The sequence below is a fragment of the Flammeovirga kamogawensis genome (genome assembly GCF_018736065.1).
GTDB classification, from domain to species: domain Bacteria; phylum Bacteroidota; class Bacteroidia; order Cytophagales; family Flammeovirgaceae; genus Flammeovirga; species Flammeovirga kamogawensis.
The window spans coordinates 609,970-627,038 of record NZ_CP076129.1 but is presented as its reverse complement, the minus strand read 5'-3'; the positions used below and the strand labels follow the sequence as shown (position 1 = coordinate 627,038).

Sequence of the window (17,069 nt, the reverse complement as noted above, 5' to 3'; positions counted from 1 at the left end):
GTATTATCCTTTTGAGGTAATCTTCCTATTACGACAAACGTTTAATTAATGTAATAGAGGTTAATAGTGTGAACTATTTTGAGAAAATAGTAACTAAAACTGTTTACTATCGTTATAAGTAACTCTATTTGCAACAATGTTACATATTTATAAACTATGAAAAATCTATATTTATTATCTCTTCTGTTTGTCGTATTTATGTCTTGTACCTCTAATGATTTTGAAGGGGTTGGAGATTTTGAAACCGCTAATGGCAATAATAATATTGAAATTGATGGAGAAATTATTTTTAAGGATACTTTATTTGACAATACTGTCTTTAACGTTAGTAATAAGGCAGTACTCACCTTTAATAACGTTCAGTTAAATAGTTGTGAGATACTACTAAAGAATCAATCAGAATTATATTTCGAACAAGAAATTGAGGTTTATGATACTTTGATTGTTCATAAAAATGGAAGTGATAATCAAGGAGCAATTTGTACTGTTGGTGAGGTGAATTTTACAATTATAAAAGATGGTACTAGTGAGTCAACTACAATAGACGGATGTTATGGCGATGACTTACCTGTTGAAATGATTTATTTTAATTCAACAATTTCGGCGCCCAAAAATAATGTATTATTGGAGTGGGGAACAGCATCAGAAATTAATGCTGATAGGTTTGATGTAGAACGCTCTACTGATAATCGAAATTGGGCAAACATAGGAACAATAAAAGCAGCTGGGAATTCTAATGTTAAATTAGAGTATTCATTTAATGATACTGCATTACCCAAAGCAACAATTGTTTATTATAGACTTATACAAGTGGACTTTGACGGAAAAGGATTCAAATATGGTCCTAATGCAGTACATTTAGATAATTCAGAGAGGACGCTTACAATTTATCCAAATCCTATAAAATTTGGAGAAGATCTAAATATATTATCTAGTTTTAATGAAATGGATGTAAGGATTTATGATGCTTCAGGTAGGACATACACTGAGTTTACTTCAGATTTAAATCATGCAAAAGTACCAATGATTTTTGGAAAAGGAATGCTTTTTATTGAAGTGAAAAGTGGTAAAACAAAAATTGTAGAAAAGTTGATAGTGAATTAATTGGTTAGCTATGGCTATTTTACTGTAGTAATTTATTTCTAAATTAACTCTCATAATGAGTGTGTTATATAGGTTTTGTATGAATTATGTCAATAAACAATTGATTAATGTCAATCTATAAATGCTGATATTGATACATTTGTAGTGTAAGAAAACTATTATCGTGTGATTAAAAAATCCTTTTTTATGACAACTCAACAATTACTCATTTATGTTATTTTTATAATTATTAGTATACATTTCGTTATGTACCTTTTAGGGAGCTATACAAAAAAATCGAAATAAATATGGTTTACACCTACAAGCCATAAGCGTTTTTGTACATTCAAATTTTATCAGCTCTTAAAGTAAATAAATAGTAAAAGATCAGTTCTTGAATTTAGAGAACTGATCTTTTTTTATTGAAAAAATCAAGTACAATGTTTGAAAATTTCTATTAAATTTTTGATTTTCAATTGATGTTAATAAATTTGAATGCTAAATTTTTGTGTATCGTGTAAATGTATTTTTAAATGACTAAATAAATACTTTACTCTTAGATTCTGTTTTCTATTAATTAACAACTTTCGACTATGAACAACTTTTTACCTATTAAAAATAGGTTTGAATTACTGTGTATTTTGTTATTACTATTTATGGTTCAGCATAATGTTTTTGCTCAAAATACCTATTATTCTAAATCAGATGGCAGTTTTACAGATTTAACAATCTGGGAAGATCTGTCAAATAATACTCCAACAGCTATATTATCAACAGATACATATATTATACAGAAGGAAAACTCTGTTACTGTTCCAAGCAATATTCTACTGACTTCATTAGAAGTTGAAGGTACATTAATTGTGAATGAAAATGTGGCTATAACACTGCACCGTGATTATTATTATTATGGTACAGCCATCTGGAATATAGGGTCTTCTTTAAATTTAGAAGGGAATTTGCCAAGTATTTTAGAAGGTAGAAATAGTAATGGTTCTTCAAAAACTATTCTTTTAAACTCTTTAATTTTAAATAAATCTGGAGCTAGAACTAAAGTTATTGTAAATAATTCTCGATTGGATATAGAAGATAAATTATCTGTAGTTAATACCACATTTGAGCCAAAAGATGAAATTGCAATTGCTGGAGATTTTTCAGTAGATAATCAGAGTTATTTTGGTGTAGAAAAAGGAGTATTTATAAATTTTGATGGTAATGATCAATTGGTAACAATACCAGAAGCAATAAATAAACTTATTGGAAATGAATTTGTAAAATTTAGTAATGTTAGGTTTACTAATAATGGTACTAAAATAGTTTCTGGTGATTTAAACCTTGATGGAGAATTACAAGTTCTTCATGAGCTTGATACTGATGTAGAAATTAATGAAGGAACACATCATATTAATTCTATTAAAATATCAGATGATAAAGCAGATACTGATAATGATGCAATAGAATTTGATAATTCTAACCTCTACATTAATGGAACGATATATCATTACCACACTATAGACGAAACAATTACAGGAAATATTGATTTAGGTGATGTTTCTATATATGCAGTTAATGGAAATCTAACTATTGGAGATGATAAAAGTAATGGAGATGAGGTTTACATCGACAACGATGTCTTTATAAATAATGGGAAAACTTTATTATCTAGAGTTAATAGTTTATTAAATTCAAGAGGTGATTTATATGTTCACGGTAACTCAAAAGTTATTGTAGAAGGTGACAATTTTCCTGTTTTTGATAATTTTGAATTGAAAGATCAAAGTACTTTTGTATATCAATCTATTAACGATCAATCTGTCAAATCTAATATTACTTATGTTAACCTAACACTCCTAAACCCATCAAACAAATACATAAATGGGGATATTATTATTAATGGAAATTTATCTATTTATGATGGTGCTAACTTACAATTATCATCAGGGAAAGATATAGAACTACATGGAAGTTTAAATAATAGAAAAGATACAGATGTTACTGAACCTGGTTTACTTTCTGCTAGTAATGGCTCTATCACATTAATAAATGAGAATAAAAATCAATATATAAACAAAGCAAAAGGAAGTATATATTATACAATAGGTACTTTAAATATTAAATCAAATGGTGCTTTAACAGAAAATAGAACTGTTAATATTTTAAACCCTCTTACTGTAGGAACTATTAATATAGAAAACCAAAACGGAGCATCGTCTAATATGTTAAATGCAAATTTTGCAACAACAGATATTTCTCTTTCTAGTAATCTATTATTAAATGCTTTTACTAGGGTAAGAACAGCTTCTTCAAACCCAAGCTATTTATCAAAAGGTTTATTTAATGCTACTAGTTACGTTACTTTTGACGGTGCAGTTACACAGAAAATCCCCGCTATAAATTATAGTAATCTTGAATTTAATGGCAACGGGAAAAAGGTATTTCAAGGTACTACATATATTACAGGTGATTTTGTAAAAGTTGGCGGTGAGAATACTTTAGACATTACAAATAAAACACTTTTTGTGGGTGGAGATTGGAGATATAATGTTGAAAGTGGTTATACAGGTTCTACAGTAAATTTAAATGGAACTGTTGAACAAAATATTTACAATAGTAAATTCAATCACTTGATAGTTAGTGGAGCAGAAAATACTAATTTTATCAAGCAATTATATATTGAAGGCGATTTATCGCTTGTTGGAGCAAGTGTTACTGCTTTTGCCAAATTATTTGTTTATGGAAATTGGACAGAAGATACGAATTCATCGTTTACACAGACAAAAGAAAATGTGGAATTTGTTGGTTCTTCTGATCAGATTGTCACTACAAATGCATCGTCTAAATTTAATAATGTAGTTCTTAATGGAATAGGAAAAACAGTATTTAAAGAAGATACATTTATTGATGGATTTATAAATTTAACTTCAGGAAGAGGGAATGTAGACTTTGAGAAAAACCTTACTTTAGGAGGTGGATTTACTAATTCTGGAACTGGAAGTACAGTTACACAATCTGGTATATTCTATTTTGTAGGTACACAGAGACAAGAAATTAGAGTTGATAATGCTAATTATGGCGCTTTTGGAAAAGTTGAATTTTCTGGTGAAGGTTTGAAAGTATTTTCAGGTAATAGTAAATATACCTTTTTAGATGACTTTGTAATTAATAATGCAACTGTTGATGGAGGTAATAAATTATTTTACGTTAGTGGAAATTGGGTTAATAATAATGGTGAATTTAAAAGTGGAGGCACAGTATTTTTTAATGGAGGAACTGCCCAAACTGTAGATGCATCAACATTTAATAATTTAACTTTAGAAGGAGTAGGCACATCCGTTTCTCTTAATGATAATATTATTGTAAAAGATCTCCGTTTAAATTCTTCTACGTCTTTATCATTAAATAATAAAACTATTGGCCTTTCTGGGAATTGGTATGGGAATGATGGAACATTTATACATGAAAATGGTACAGTTATTTTTACTGGAAATAATGCAACTGTTTATTCAAATGATAAATTTTACAACTTCACATTAAACTTGGGTGAAGACAATACATTATTTATTTCGAATACTGATGATGCTTCTCAAAATTTTGAAATTGAGAATGATTTTTCAATTAAATCGGGTAGGTTAGAGTCTAGAAAAAGAAATCTTTTTGTTGGAGGAAACTATGATGTGAATGGTGATATAAGAAATATTACTTCGCTTACATTAAATGCATCTAATGCAGGAAATTACATTTTTAAACCAGGTATTGATTTTCAAAATAGTGGTTTGCCCTCTAAATATTACAATACTCAAATTAATATATCACCTGCTGCAGGTGTTGTATATAATTTAGAAGGCGATTTAAGAATGGAAGCAAGTAGTGGAACTTTAGCACTACAATCTGGAACATTAGATGCCAACGGACATTTAATAGAATTAACCAATGAGAACAAGTCAATTATCGTTTCATCTACAGCAACTTTAGAGTTAGATGCTGGTAGTGTTCTACAATTACCGAATAATACTTCTGGAGCATTAATTGTTGAAAATGGAGCTACATTACTTTTAGAAGGAGATGAAAATAGTTATGCTATTATTGAAGGGAATGGGGTAAATGATAATTTTGATATTCAAATAGCTGGGGTATTATCAGCTACTAATTATAAACTTTCAGATTTAGGAGGAAATGGACTTCAGTTTAAGTCAGGAGCTAGTTTAAATACAACCTATAATTTATCTGATGGTATTTTTGCAGGAGGAAATGGTAATGCATCAGTAACTATTGAAGATGGAGTGAATTTATCAACCCAAACCATTAAAAATGTTGTTTTTAATAATGGGCCATCTGTAGCAGTTACTAATAATGATTCTAAGAGTGGAGTGATCACATTTTTTAATGCTTCAGGTTCTAATGCCACAGTAGAAAATGATGTTTACAATAAAATAGAATGGGCAGATGATAATAATTTTATTGTTTGGACAGGGGCAACAAATACTACTTGGAATTTAGCCTCAAACTGGTCAACTTCTACTATTCCTACAGCGACAGATAATGTGAAAATTCCAAGTAGTGGAATTACAAATTATCCGATTGTAACGTCATCTGTAGAAGTAGGAAAAGTGTTAATAGAAAATAGTGCTACCTTAACTCTTTCAGATAGATTTACCGTTAATAATGGTATAAATATTAATAGTGGAGGAACTTTAATAGGTGGTGATAATGGCTCTATTCAAGATTCGATAATTGTTAATGGAGATTGGATAAATGAAGGTGCTTTTACTAAAAATCAATCAATTATTAAATTTATAGCAGATGATGCCTCTATTAAATCTTTTATTCCAGGTAGTTCAGAATATGCAACAATAGTTATTGATGTAAATGAGGCAACAGTGCTCCATTCATCAAATACCCTTAAAGTAGATAATTTTATATTGTCTTCGGGTAGCTATGACGTTTCAGATAAAAATATAGAAGTTAATACTTCATGGAATAAAAATGGAGGTTATTTCAATTATAGAAAGGCAACTGTTGTTAGTGATAATGCAACCATTTATGGAGGGGAATTCTTTAATCTACAAGTTAAGGACGGTTCAACATTAACGTTAGAAGGAAATATTACTGTAAATAATACGATAAAACTAAATAGCTCATCTTCGACATTTACAGCAAACAATAACCTAATTTATTTGTTAGGTGAATTCGACAATAGAGAGGGAGGAACTTTTACGCAGGATGCCACTGGAACTATAATATTAAATGGAGCAACTCAATCTTTAAGAGGAGATCTAACCTTTGGTAATTTAATTATTCAAGGAACAGGGAATAAATTTATCAGAGATGGAGCAAACATTTCTATTCTTCAAGATTTGACAATTCTTAATGGAATTGGAACTGTTTACTTGGAAGAAAATAGTACACTTGTTGGTAGTGGTATTTTTACAATGACGGGAGGTCAAATGATAATTAGAGATACAGATAACTACCCTAAGAATTTTGCGCAATATCAAATTACAGGAGGTACTTTTAGTTATTACTCATCGGTTGCTAAAGCTCAGAATATTGCTGCATTAAACTATTATAACTTAGTAGTTAATAATGGTGAGAAAACATTATTGGGTGATATCACCATTTCTAGAGAACTTAAAGTTGGGACGGGTAGTTTAAGCTCAACTTTAAATGTTGCAGGTTTTCAAATTACTCTAGGTGGAAATATAACTAGTAATACAAGCAACAATCCTATTCTTATTAATTGGGATAACGGAACACTTATTCATAATGGAGGCGGTTGGGCTTTCAATCAAAATGTAACTACTTATCATCATCTAATTTTAGGTGGCTCAGGCTGGAAAAGAATACAAAGTGATATATCAATTACTGGAGATTTTACGGTAAAAGATAATGTAATTTTTGAGCAAGGGAATACAACAAAAGCTTACCAAGTAACAGGTACAGCAACAGGGGAATTTTTCTTAGAAGATGGAAGTATTTACAGAGCATTCGCAGAAGCAGGGAATGTGGCTTTTGTCAATTCATTTTCTGATTATCATTTTGATGCTAATTCTATTGTCGAAGTAAAATCTGAAGGAGATGCAGATATTTTTATAAGCACAATTCCTCAATATGGAATATTGAAACTATATGCATCTGGAGATGTAACATTAACTTCGGATAATTCTTTAAGAGTTGTTGGAGAGTTTAAAGAAGAATTGAAATCTGATGGGAAATTAATTGATAATGGTCAAGACTTGTATATTGGAGGCAGGTATCAGATAACTAACTATGAAAACCCAACTTCTAAAATTGTATTTAATGGAGACGAACAGCAAGACATTATAGGGTCTGGAGTGTTGTATTTTAATGATCTATCTATAACTGGAAATGGCCTTAAAAAATTGTATTGGGGAAATACTATTGAAATTAAAGGTGATGTAGCTTTATCAGGTAACACAGAATTTAACACAAATAAGAAAATTCTATTTACGGGAGGAGATTGGACAGCCACAGATGATGCCACTTTTATTAGTTCAAATCAAGTAGTTGTAGGTAAAAATGAAGTGTTTGATCAATCTTTAAACTTTGGTAATAACACGATTAAAGAATTAATTTTTATAGAGTCATCAACAAAAACAATTAACTGTAATTTAAATGTTGATACAGAATTTGTGATCGAAGATGGTGCTCAAGGGTATGGAAATGCTTCTGGTATAATAGATTTTTCAAATTTTACACATAGTGTTGGAGTAGAAAGAATTTATACGGTAAATGGTAGTTATGTTGCACAGAATGCTAATTTTATTTTTGATGGAGGAAACCAATATATACCAGCTGATTTTGAAGTTAACAATTTCACTTTAAATGGTAGTACAAAATATTTATTAGGTAATCTAAGTGCAAAAACTGTTAAAGCAATAAACAATGCTAGATTAGAAACAAATGTTGCTTCTGAGATTAATGTGAAAGGAAATTGGGATTTTAAAGAAGGGTATTTTACCACTAATGAAGCTTATGTAAATTTTATTGCAGATCAAGTAGGGATATACACTATCCACAACAGAAATAATAACACTATGTATTCAGCTAATTTTAATGCTACTGCATTAGCTGAATATCAATTAGAAAATAATCTTTACACAAAAAAATCGTCAGTAATTAATGGAAATTCATTGTTAGATGTCAATGGATATATTTTATACATTGGTAATCGTTCTTCTGCTGATGAAATAGCAGATAATGTGGAAGGAATTACTATTTATGGAACACTAGAAATATCAAATGGTGGAGCGCTTAGAGTAAATGCAAGAGACACTAAAGATGGAGAAAACCCTACAGATCCTACCACACTTCCTTATGTATATGTTGAGAATGGAGGATATTTAAAAATTGTGGGAGCAGAAGGTCAATTATCAAGGCTAAGTGCTGAAGATAAAAAATCGGATAACCATAGATTAGATGTGAAAATAAAAAGTGGGGGTAAGATTGCGGCCAAGTTTTATGAATTTAAGAATTTAGATCATAGTGGATTATACGTTGATGAAAATGCAACTTTAGATCCCGAAGATCAAGGTTTAAACTTCTCTGAAGGTGTTTGGTCTGGAATGTCTACAAATAGAGCATTAGTACGGTATTATTTAGAGATGAATGCTAATGCACCTTCAACAGAAATTACTAATGTGACATTTGACTATAATAATACTCCATTCCAAGGAGAGGTCTTCAATGTAAAAAGAATTAATACTGCTAATGAGTTAATTTTTGGAGGGAGTACAGGTATTGCTGGATCAATTAAGGGAGAAACTTATGAGGATGATTCAAATAACAATATTACTTGGCCACCTAATACAACAATTACTTGGGAAGGTGATATTAGTAGTGATTGGTTTACAGCAGATAATTGGGACCTAAACATAATCCCATCGGGTATTCATAATGTCGTTGTGAATTCAAAGTCAAAAGCAGGAACATATTATCCAATTATCAATGGAAGTGCAAAAGCAATTTGTAGAGATTTGATTATTACTGGTGGACAATTAACATTGGATGGAGATTTTAATGGAACAACTGATACTGAATTACAAATTGGAGGTGATGTATTAATAGAAAGTGGTCTTTTATTAGTGAATGGTTCAGAAGTAGTAGATGTAAATGAAAACTGGTCAGTATCTTCAAATGGTTCATTTGAAAGTGGAAATGGGCAAATTAACTTTTTGAAAGAAAGTGGTACTATTGTTTTAGATCAAGCCAATTCACCTTTTAATAATCTGGAAATATCTGGAAATGCGGTTGTCTCATTACAAAGTAAATTAGAAGTAGATGGTCACTTTTCTATTACTCAAAATGGAGGAATAAGCTTTCCTGTTAATTATGAAGTAATTTTTAATGGAGATATCACTTTATCCGAAAATGCTAGTTTTGATACGGTAACAGAGGGGTGGGTATATCTAAATGGTACATCAACTCAAAATCTTAAAAATACTCGTTTTGGTAAAGCGAAATTTGGAGGTGAAGGCCCTTTTATTGTTTCAGATTCATTAATAACTTATTCAGAAGTTCACCTTAATAAAGGAGTGTTTGAGACAACCGATATTACTTCATCTTTATCATTTAAAAATAGAGTACTTATTGATAACGATGCTTTTAGCTTTAATTTATTTGATGGTTCAATACATTATATGACTGGTGATAGATGGATAGCATCAGGGACAGTAAATAATTATAGTGGAGTAAATACTTTTGTGTTCAATTCTCCAACCGGTACAACAATAATAGGCGACCATGCATATTTTTCAACAATTCAATTAGATATGCCTACAACTGCATTAACTCTTAATAGTGATATCACTGTTGGAGGAGACTTTGATGCTTCAGTTGGAAATGTGAATTTGAGTACATATTCAATAAATGGAACTGCTTCAAGTCAGTTTTTATTAGGGGAAAATAAATCAATGTATATAAACGGAAGTAATAACTTTCCAAAAGGTTTTGATTTATATGATTTTAATAAAAATAGCACTGTAGAGTATAAAGGAGGAATAGGACAAACAATTACTACTTCTTCTGTAACAGGAAAACCTGTGTTTTATGGTAATATTTCTTGTAGTGCTAAAGGTTCTGTAAAAACACTAAATGGTAATTTGACTGCTTTAGGTAATATCACAATTCGAGATGCTACTTTAGATATATCAGATAATAATTATAGAATTACTGTTGGAGGTAATTTTGATAATCAAACAGTTGGAGGTGTATTTTTATACAGACAAGGTGTTTTAGTTTTAAATGGTACTGGTCAACAACAAGTAAGACAACTTGCATCTAAAGACAATAGATATTATGATCTAGTAATTGATAATTCGTCGAGTACTGAAGTGGTACAAATAAGAGAATCAGATATTACAATAGAGGGAAATCTTGTAGTACAACAAGGTACTTTAAATATAGACAATAGAGTAGCTACACTCGAAGGAAGTCTTTTAGTTACAAATGGTCATATTGCTGAATCTGGTAATTATTATTTCAAGACTTCAGGCATTAGTGCATTAATTCAAACCAATTCATCAAAATTTAGAGGTTTGGTATTAGATGGTTTAGAAAGTACCGAATACATAGTAAAAGACGATATTATTATTGCAGATGGGTACGATTTAGAATTTAAAAATGGAATACTATCTTCTGCAGATGCATCCATTACACTAGGTAATAATTCCCATTTTAATATTTACAATACAGCTAGTTATGCCGTTGGTGCAGGTGGTAATTTAATGCTAGGAAATAATGCCACAGTAAATGTTTTGGGAGATATTCAGATTATTGGAGCAGAAAATTCTACAGCAAATGTCAAGAGTTCACAAAGTGGATGGTATTATAACTTTAATGTTGACGGAACAATAGGTGCTAAAAATTATGAAATAAGTGGAATGGCATCTACAGGAATTTATATTAAGGAAAATGCAACGATTGATGTTAATAATAATTTTAGTGAGGGTTCGTTCTTAAATTATTTTGCAAATGGAGTAGGTTTAAGGATAGAAAATACACAAGATTTTATCGCCACTTTTGATGGGTCCGGAAATTACGTTTCTGGGGCCATAGAAAAAGTGAATTTTATTCAAAATGCAGTTAATGGAGTTGGGAATGTTTCTAAGTTAACTTCGAGTACAGGTCAGATAGATTTTTACGCAGCACAAGGACAACTTTCAGGAAGCAATTTTGAAAGAGACCCGAATGGTTTAATCAACTGGTATGCTCCAAATCCATTTACTTGGATAGGAGCGGAAGATAATGATTGGTTTAACGCTGCAAACTGGTCATCAAATTTAGGCGGTATTCCTTCTGAAAATGACGATGTTTATATTATCGCAACTACTAATCAACCAATAATTGATGGGACAGCCACTGCAAAAGCGAATAATTTGTTTCTAGAAGTAGGAACTCTGCTTCAAATAAATTCATCAACTACAGCATCAGATCTAGTGGTCACAAATTCTGTAGTGTTAAACGGGCAGTTAACAATGAACTCAGAAAATGATAAAGTTGAGTTTGGAGAAAATTGGATTATTAACCCAACGGGATCATTTAGTCATGGTAACGGACATTTAATTACCAATGGTACAGGTGCTCAAACAATAGATAATGCAGGAGTAGATTTTGGTTATTTATCTGCTGAAGGAACTTCTAACGTGACGTTGTTATTAAGAGGAAATGAAAATATTACTAACGATTTCACTGTGAATGGTGGAGAATTTATCTTGTCGGGTTTTGAGAAAACAGTAATTATAAAAGGAAATATTTCGGTATCTAATGGAGTTTTAACACCTAATTTAAATACTCTACTTTTAGCTGGTAATAGTAATCAGACAATTGATATTGCCTCTGAGACAGTATTACATAATTTAGAAATTGATGTTGATCCAACAATCACTGTAAAAGTAATAAGTGACCAATTAAAGGTGAAGAATAACATTAATGTATTAAATGGAATTCTTGATCTAAATGGAAAGGAACTTTACTTTGGTGGAAATGCAGGTTCTCTATTTACATTATCTGGTGGTTTATTATCAGATAATACAACTATTTTTATGGGCGATGCAGCAAGTTTTAATCAATTAGCAGGCGAGAGTTCATTTAAGAATTCAAGAATTACACATCAAAATAATGGATATTACAGCTTTGTATTAAAAGGAGGTAAAATTAATACCGCATTTACAACTTTTGAATACATGGATGATGAAGGAGTAGTTTTAGACGGGGTCACTATAATAGCAGAAACTGAAGGAGCTAGTAAAGTAGTATTTCCAAATACTATTTTTCAATATGGAGAAGGTACTTATTTAAACATAAAGCAATTTATAACTGAAGGAGTAGGTACGGTAGACTATATTAATGGCGAAAATATTGAGGGGAAATTCTACAATATTTCAATAAACTCTGGAGGAACTTATAATGTTAGAAACCAATCTGGAAGTGCTCTTTATTTTATAGATTCGAAAGGAGCTTTAATAGGAGATGATTATGAAGATCCAATATCTACTGCAGATATTAACTGGCAATTTACACGAAATATCTATACCTATAATGGTCCAGCAAAAGGAGCATGGGAAAATAAAGATCATTGGATTCTAAACGGAGGTGTAGCAGTTAATTACCCAGGAGAATTAGCAGAACATGCAGATAACGCAATTGTTATTATTCCAACGAATACGGCTACTACAATTTCTGCAGATGCTAACTTAAAAGTTTATTCTGTAGCTATCGCACCAAAAGCTGGTTTTGTAATAATTGGAGATGGTGATGATGATATCTATGAATTAGAAATAACAGACCTGTTTTTAATTGCCTCTAATGGTACTGAAAGTGGTTTCGTAGATTTTGAAGATGCTTTGGTTAAGGTAAAAGGTAGAATTGATAATCAAGGAATATTTACACCCAATAATTCGAAAATGGTGTTAGAGCCGAGTGGAAATATAAACCTAGTTGCAGGAGAAAACTATAACAATTTATTAATTCAACCTACAACTGATGTTCAAATTACTTTAGGAGGGAATGCTACAATTACAGGAGATTTTGAAGTAAAAAAGGGAACATTGGTTTGTAATGATTACACACTTTCTATAGGTGGTGATGTGAAAATTGCTACAGATGTAGTTTTAGACTCTGATGAATTTACGATTGAATTGAATGGGGAGGGAAATCAAACAATTGAGGTAGACAATCATGCTTTTGCCAACTTATTGATTTCAGGAAATGGTACTAAGCAATTAGCATCTGATTTAACTATCAACGGCAACTTACAAGTAACTTCTTTTGATGGTAATTTAGATGCTGGAAATTATAATATCATTCTTAAGGGAAATTGGGAAAATGAATATGGAGGAGCATTTATTCCAGGTACGGGAACAGTAACATTCTCTGGTAATGATGTGCAAATTATAGGTTTTGGTGCTGAAGAGACATTCTATAACCTTGTGGTTAATAACACAAATGGTCTTATTTCTAATCGAGATTTTAGTATTGAAAATAACCTTACACTAACTAATGGAATAGTAAAGATTCCTCATTTAACGCTGAATGAAGCTGTCGGAGAGATTACATCTTCAGCATCAGCTTATGTTGCAGGTAAAGTCACAAAAATACAATTAGATCATACTTTAGGTGGTTTAGATGGTTTTTATATATTTCCCGTTGGTTCAACGAGCACGTACGCTAGAGCTGCAATCAATGTTCCTGATGGTACTGAAACAGCAGATTTTTCAGTTGAATTTTTTGAGAGTAATCCAGAGGAAGTGACCGAAGATAACGATAGCGACTTATTTATTTCAAAAATTGCTTCATGGGATATTCATAGAGAAAATAATTCAGTTTTTACAAATGGAGTATTTATTAGATTATATTTTGAGAATCCAGATCAGTATTTTTCAATTACAGATGAGAATAAAAGTTCTTTAAGAATCGCTCACTTTAATAGTATTAATATTTGGGAGGAAGTTCAAGCAGATTGGATAGCAGAAAGTGGTTCATCAGCCTATTATTTGGAATCAAATACACAAGGAGAAGTAAATGATTTTTCTATTTATGCTCCTGCATCACTAGAAGAAAGTGTGATACCATCAGCATTACCTGAAGATGATTTACCTGTTGAACTTACATTCTTTAATGCAAATGTAGATGATGGCGGAAATGTTGCTATAACATGGGAGACTGCTTCAGAATTTAATTCTTCTTATTTTGAATTAGAAAAATCTACAGATGGTGTGCATTATTCAGTTATTGAGAAAGTAAAAGCAGTAGGAACAAGTGCAATCTCTATACAATATGAAGCATCTGATATAATGACTTCTTCAATAGCTTATTACAGGTTAGTTCAGGTTGATATTGACAATACTTATGAAGTATTTGAACCTGTTATGGTAACATATAAAAGCGATGAATTTAATAATTTATCTGTGATTGCATATCCAAATCCAATGACTAAAGACAACCTAATGTTAGAGATTGGAGGCTTAGAAAATAAAGAGCACTTTAAAGCACAAATTGTTACTATAAATGGTAAACTAATTACAACACTAGAAGGTGTAGCTAATTCATCTGGCTATGCTACACATACAGTAGACGTGTCTGATTTGAATACAGGTTTATATATATGCAAAGTGAAAACAGCAAGTGGAAAATCAATATTTTTAAAGCTCGTAAAGTAAGATCGATGATTTCTTAATAATAAGGAGTGAGGTAATTATAAAACAGTTTATGGTTACCTCTTTTTTTAGTACATTGAAGTATACTAATTAACTTAAAAACTATGAATGATAAATTTTATTCAACCTCATTAGATACATTAGCTAAAATTCTTACTGCATTTACAATTTCAATTTCTGTATTTGTTACCTATAATAGTATAATTAACCTAATGTATTACAGCACAAATTTATTCTCAGAAAATTTGTTGCACTTATTTATTATTGTGGTAATGGTAGCATTTTTTGCGTTTTGTTTTTTATTTGCACCAAAAGGCTATCGAGTTACAGATAATAAATTGATTATTCTCCGTAGAGGAAAAAATAAATCGTATCAATTGGAAGAAATTGAAAAGATTATAACACCAACAAAGAGTGAGATGAGAAATACAATCAGAACATTTGGAGTAGGTGGTTTTTTTGGATATTTCGGTAAGTTTTCAAATAAAAAATACGGGAAACTCACTTTTTATATTTCACAAAGGAAAAATTATATCATAGCATTTCTTAAATCCGGAGAAAAGATAGTTTTATCGCCAGATGATCTATTATTAGTAAACTCCTTATCTTTAGAAACTGCTTAATAATTCAATCACCTTAATATAAATTTAAGGTGATTTTTTATTTAATAGAACAATTAGAAAAATGATAGCAAAAACTCCTAAGCCACCTTATTATGCAGTTATTTTTACATCAATTGTAACAGATACCTTAGACGGATACGCTGACACAGCTAATAAAATGGTTGAAATGGTAAGTAAACAAAATGGTTTTCTTGGCTTTGAAGCAGCACGTGAAGATATAGGAATTACTGTTTCGTATTGGAAAGACTTAGCATCTATCAAAGCCTGGAAAGAAAATATAGAACATACGGAAGCTAGAAATAAGGGAAGGGAAAGTTGGTATAAAAACTATAAAACTAGGATTTGTAAGGTAGAACGAGACTATGGGTTGGGAGATATTTAAAATATATTAAAAACCTAAGTGTAAACCATACTAAACGTTAAATATTTTACCTATACAGGTGACATTCATAATGAGTTAATATAACAGTTTAATACTCTTATATTAAACGAATTTATTATGAAAATGAATAAATCAGCAGTTATAAAAAGTATTACTTTCATACTTTTTATAACTCTTTTGTCGATACATTTAACTAAAGGTCAGAAATACATTGAAGATAAATCTATTAATTATAAAGAAACAGTTGTTCCGATTACTACTATTGTAGAAGAAGATGACAACAAAATAACAAACGTTACTTATGAAATATATTCAGGAGGTGTTTTAAAGTTAACAAATCACGGTTCAATTCACCTAGCTAATGTAAAGTTTGTGATGCTAGGAGGCGATCTAGAATTCTCTGCTGAAGAAGTAAATGTCTTTAATAAAGATGGTGACACTGAAGTAATTTGGGATGATGATTCAGGAGAAAGCTGTATAGAATTTGATGATGGAGTAACTTTTAAAGACGAAATTATTGGATTTGATCCTGAAGCAGAATGTGGTAATCCAGATGAAGATCTCCCCGTAGAACTTATCAGTTTTGAAGCTGAGGTTTTTGATAATGGTACATCTTTATATTGGAGTACAGCTTCTGAAATAAACAGTAAGCATTTTGAGGTACAATTCTCATCTGATAATAGGCATTGGGAAACCTTAGAAATTATACTTGCAGCCGGAAATAGTAATGTTCAGATTGATTATCAATATGATGATTATATAATTCGTAGTGGCACAGGTTATTTTCGTTTAAATCAGGTAGATCTTGATGGTAAAAATGAATTATTTGGTCCTATTCAAGTGGTTTATAATGAAGAGGAAAGTCAAGATATTAATGGAATTATTTATCCCGTACCACAAGCTGCAGGTAATACAATCAATTTAGATGTAAATAATAATGAGCCATATACAATTATGATCTTCAACCAGATTGGGCAGTTGGTCTATCAATCATTTGATAACATCAATAGTCAACAACTTTCTACTCCTTGGGGTAGAGGTGTATTTGTAATGCATCTTTTGCAAGGAAAGGAAAAAGATATTATCAAGTTTCAGATGCAATAGCATGATGTATTAGACTTCATAAGAATCACTTTACTAATTATTGTAGAGTGATTTTTTTTCATCTATAAGTACTTAAAAAGTAATAGTTAGTTTTGTTATTTGAGCTTATTCCATTGTTTAATTTTTGATAAAAATACTAAAACGAAGGATGGTAATGTTAATTTAATTGGTAGTCATGATATAAATAAACACCTTAATATTATC

5 protein-coding genes are annotated in these 17,069 nt (G+C 30.6%); all 5 read left to right on the top strand.

Annotated elements, in window-relative coordinates; translation table 11 throughout:
* Positions 1-156: 156 nt before the first annotated feature.
* The 5 genes from KM029_RS21260 to KM029_RS21240 all read left to right on the top strand — a co-directional run bounded on the left by KM029_RS21260 (position 157) and on the right by KM029_RS21240 (position 16,865).
* Positions 157-1,104 carry a T9SS type A sorting domain-containing protein gene (locus KM029_RS21260; RefSeq protein WP_144075825.1) on the top strand — a complete coding sequence of 316 codons (948 nt, stop codon included), beginning with the start codon at positions 157-159 and terminating at the stop codon, positions 1,102-1,104.
* 572 nt (positions 1,105-1,676) lie between these two features.
* Entirely contained in the window at positions 1,677-14,759 is a 13,083-nt protein-coding gene (locus tag KM029_RS21255) for a T9SS type A sorting domain-containing protein (protein ID WP_144075824.1), read from the top strand.
* A 101-nt stretch (positions 14,760-14,860) separates the two neighbouring features.
* Positions 14,861-15,379: a PH domain-containing protein gene (locus tag KM029_RS21250; RefSeq protein ID WP_144075823.1), complete on the top strand. Its 519-nt coding sequence runs from the start codon at positions 14,861-14,863 to the stop codon at positions 15,377-15,379.
* A gap of 61 nt (positions 15,380-15,440) precedes the next feature.
* The gene (locus KM029_RS21245) at positions 15,441-15,761 is read left to right on the top strand and encodes an antibiotic biosynthesis monooxygenase family protein (RefSeq protein WP_144075822.1); all 321 of its coding nucleotides are present in this window, start codon (positions 15,441-15,443) and stop codon (positions 15,759-15,761) included.
* Positions 15,762-15,878: 117 nt separating this feature from the next.
* The gene (locus KM029_RS21240) at positions 15,879-16,865 is read left to right on the top strand and encodes a T9SS type A sorting domain-containing protein (RefSeq protein ID WP_144075821.1); all 987 of its coding nucleotides are present in this window, start codon (positions 15,879-15,881) and stop codon (positions 16,863-16,865) included.
* Positions 16,866-17,069 lie beyond the last annotated feature (204 nt).

What these genes read in the sequence shown, in the direction of transcription:
- KM029_RS21255 (WP_144075824.1), top strand. Translation starts at nt 1,677, where the DNA reads ATGAACAACTTTTTACCTATTAAAAATAGGTTTGAATTACTGTGTATT.
- KM029_RS21250 (WP_144075823.1), top strand. Translation starts at nt 14,861, where the DNA reads ATGAATGATAAATTTTATTCAACCTCATTAGATACATTAGCTAAAATT.
- KM029_RS21240 (WP_144075821.1), top strand. Translation starts at nt 15,879, where the DNA reads ATGAAAATGAATAAATCAGCAGTTATAAAAAGTATTACTTTCATACTT.
- KM029_RS21245 (WP_144075822.1), top strand. Translation starts at nt 15,441, where the DNA reads ATGATAGCAAAAACTCCTAAGCCACCTTATTATGCAGTTATTTTTACA.
- KM029_RS21260 (WP_144075825.1), top strand. Translation starts at nt 157, where the DNA reads ATGAAAAATCTATATTTATTATCTCTTCTGTTTGTCGTATTTATGTCT.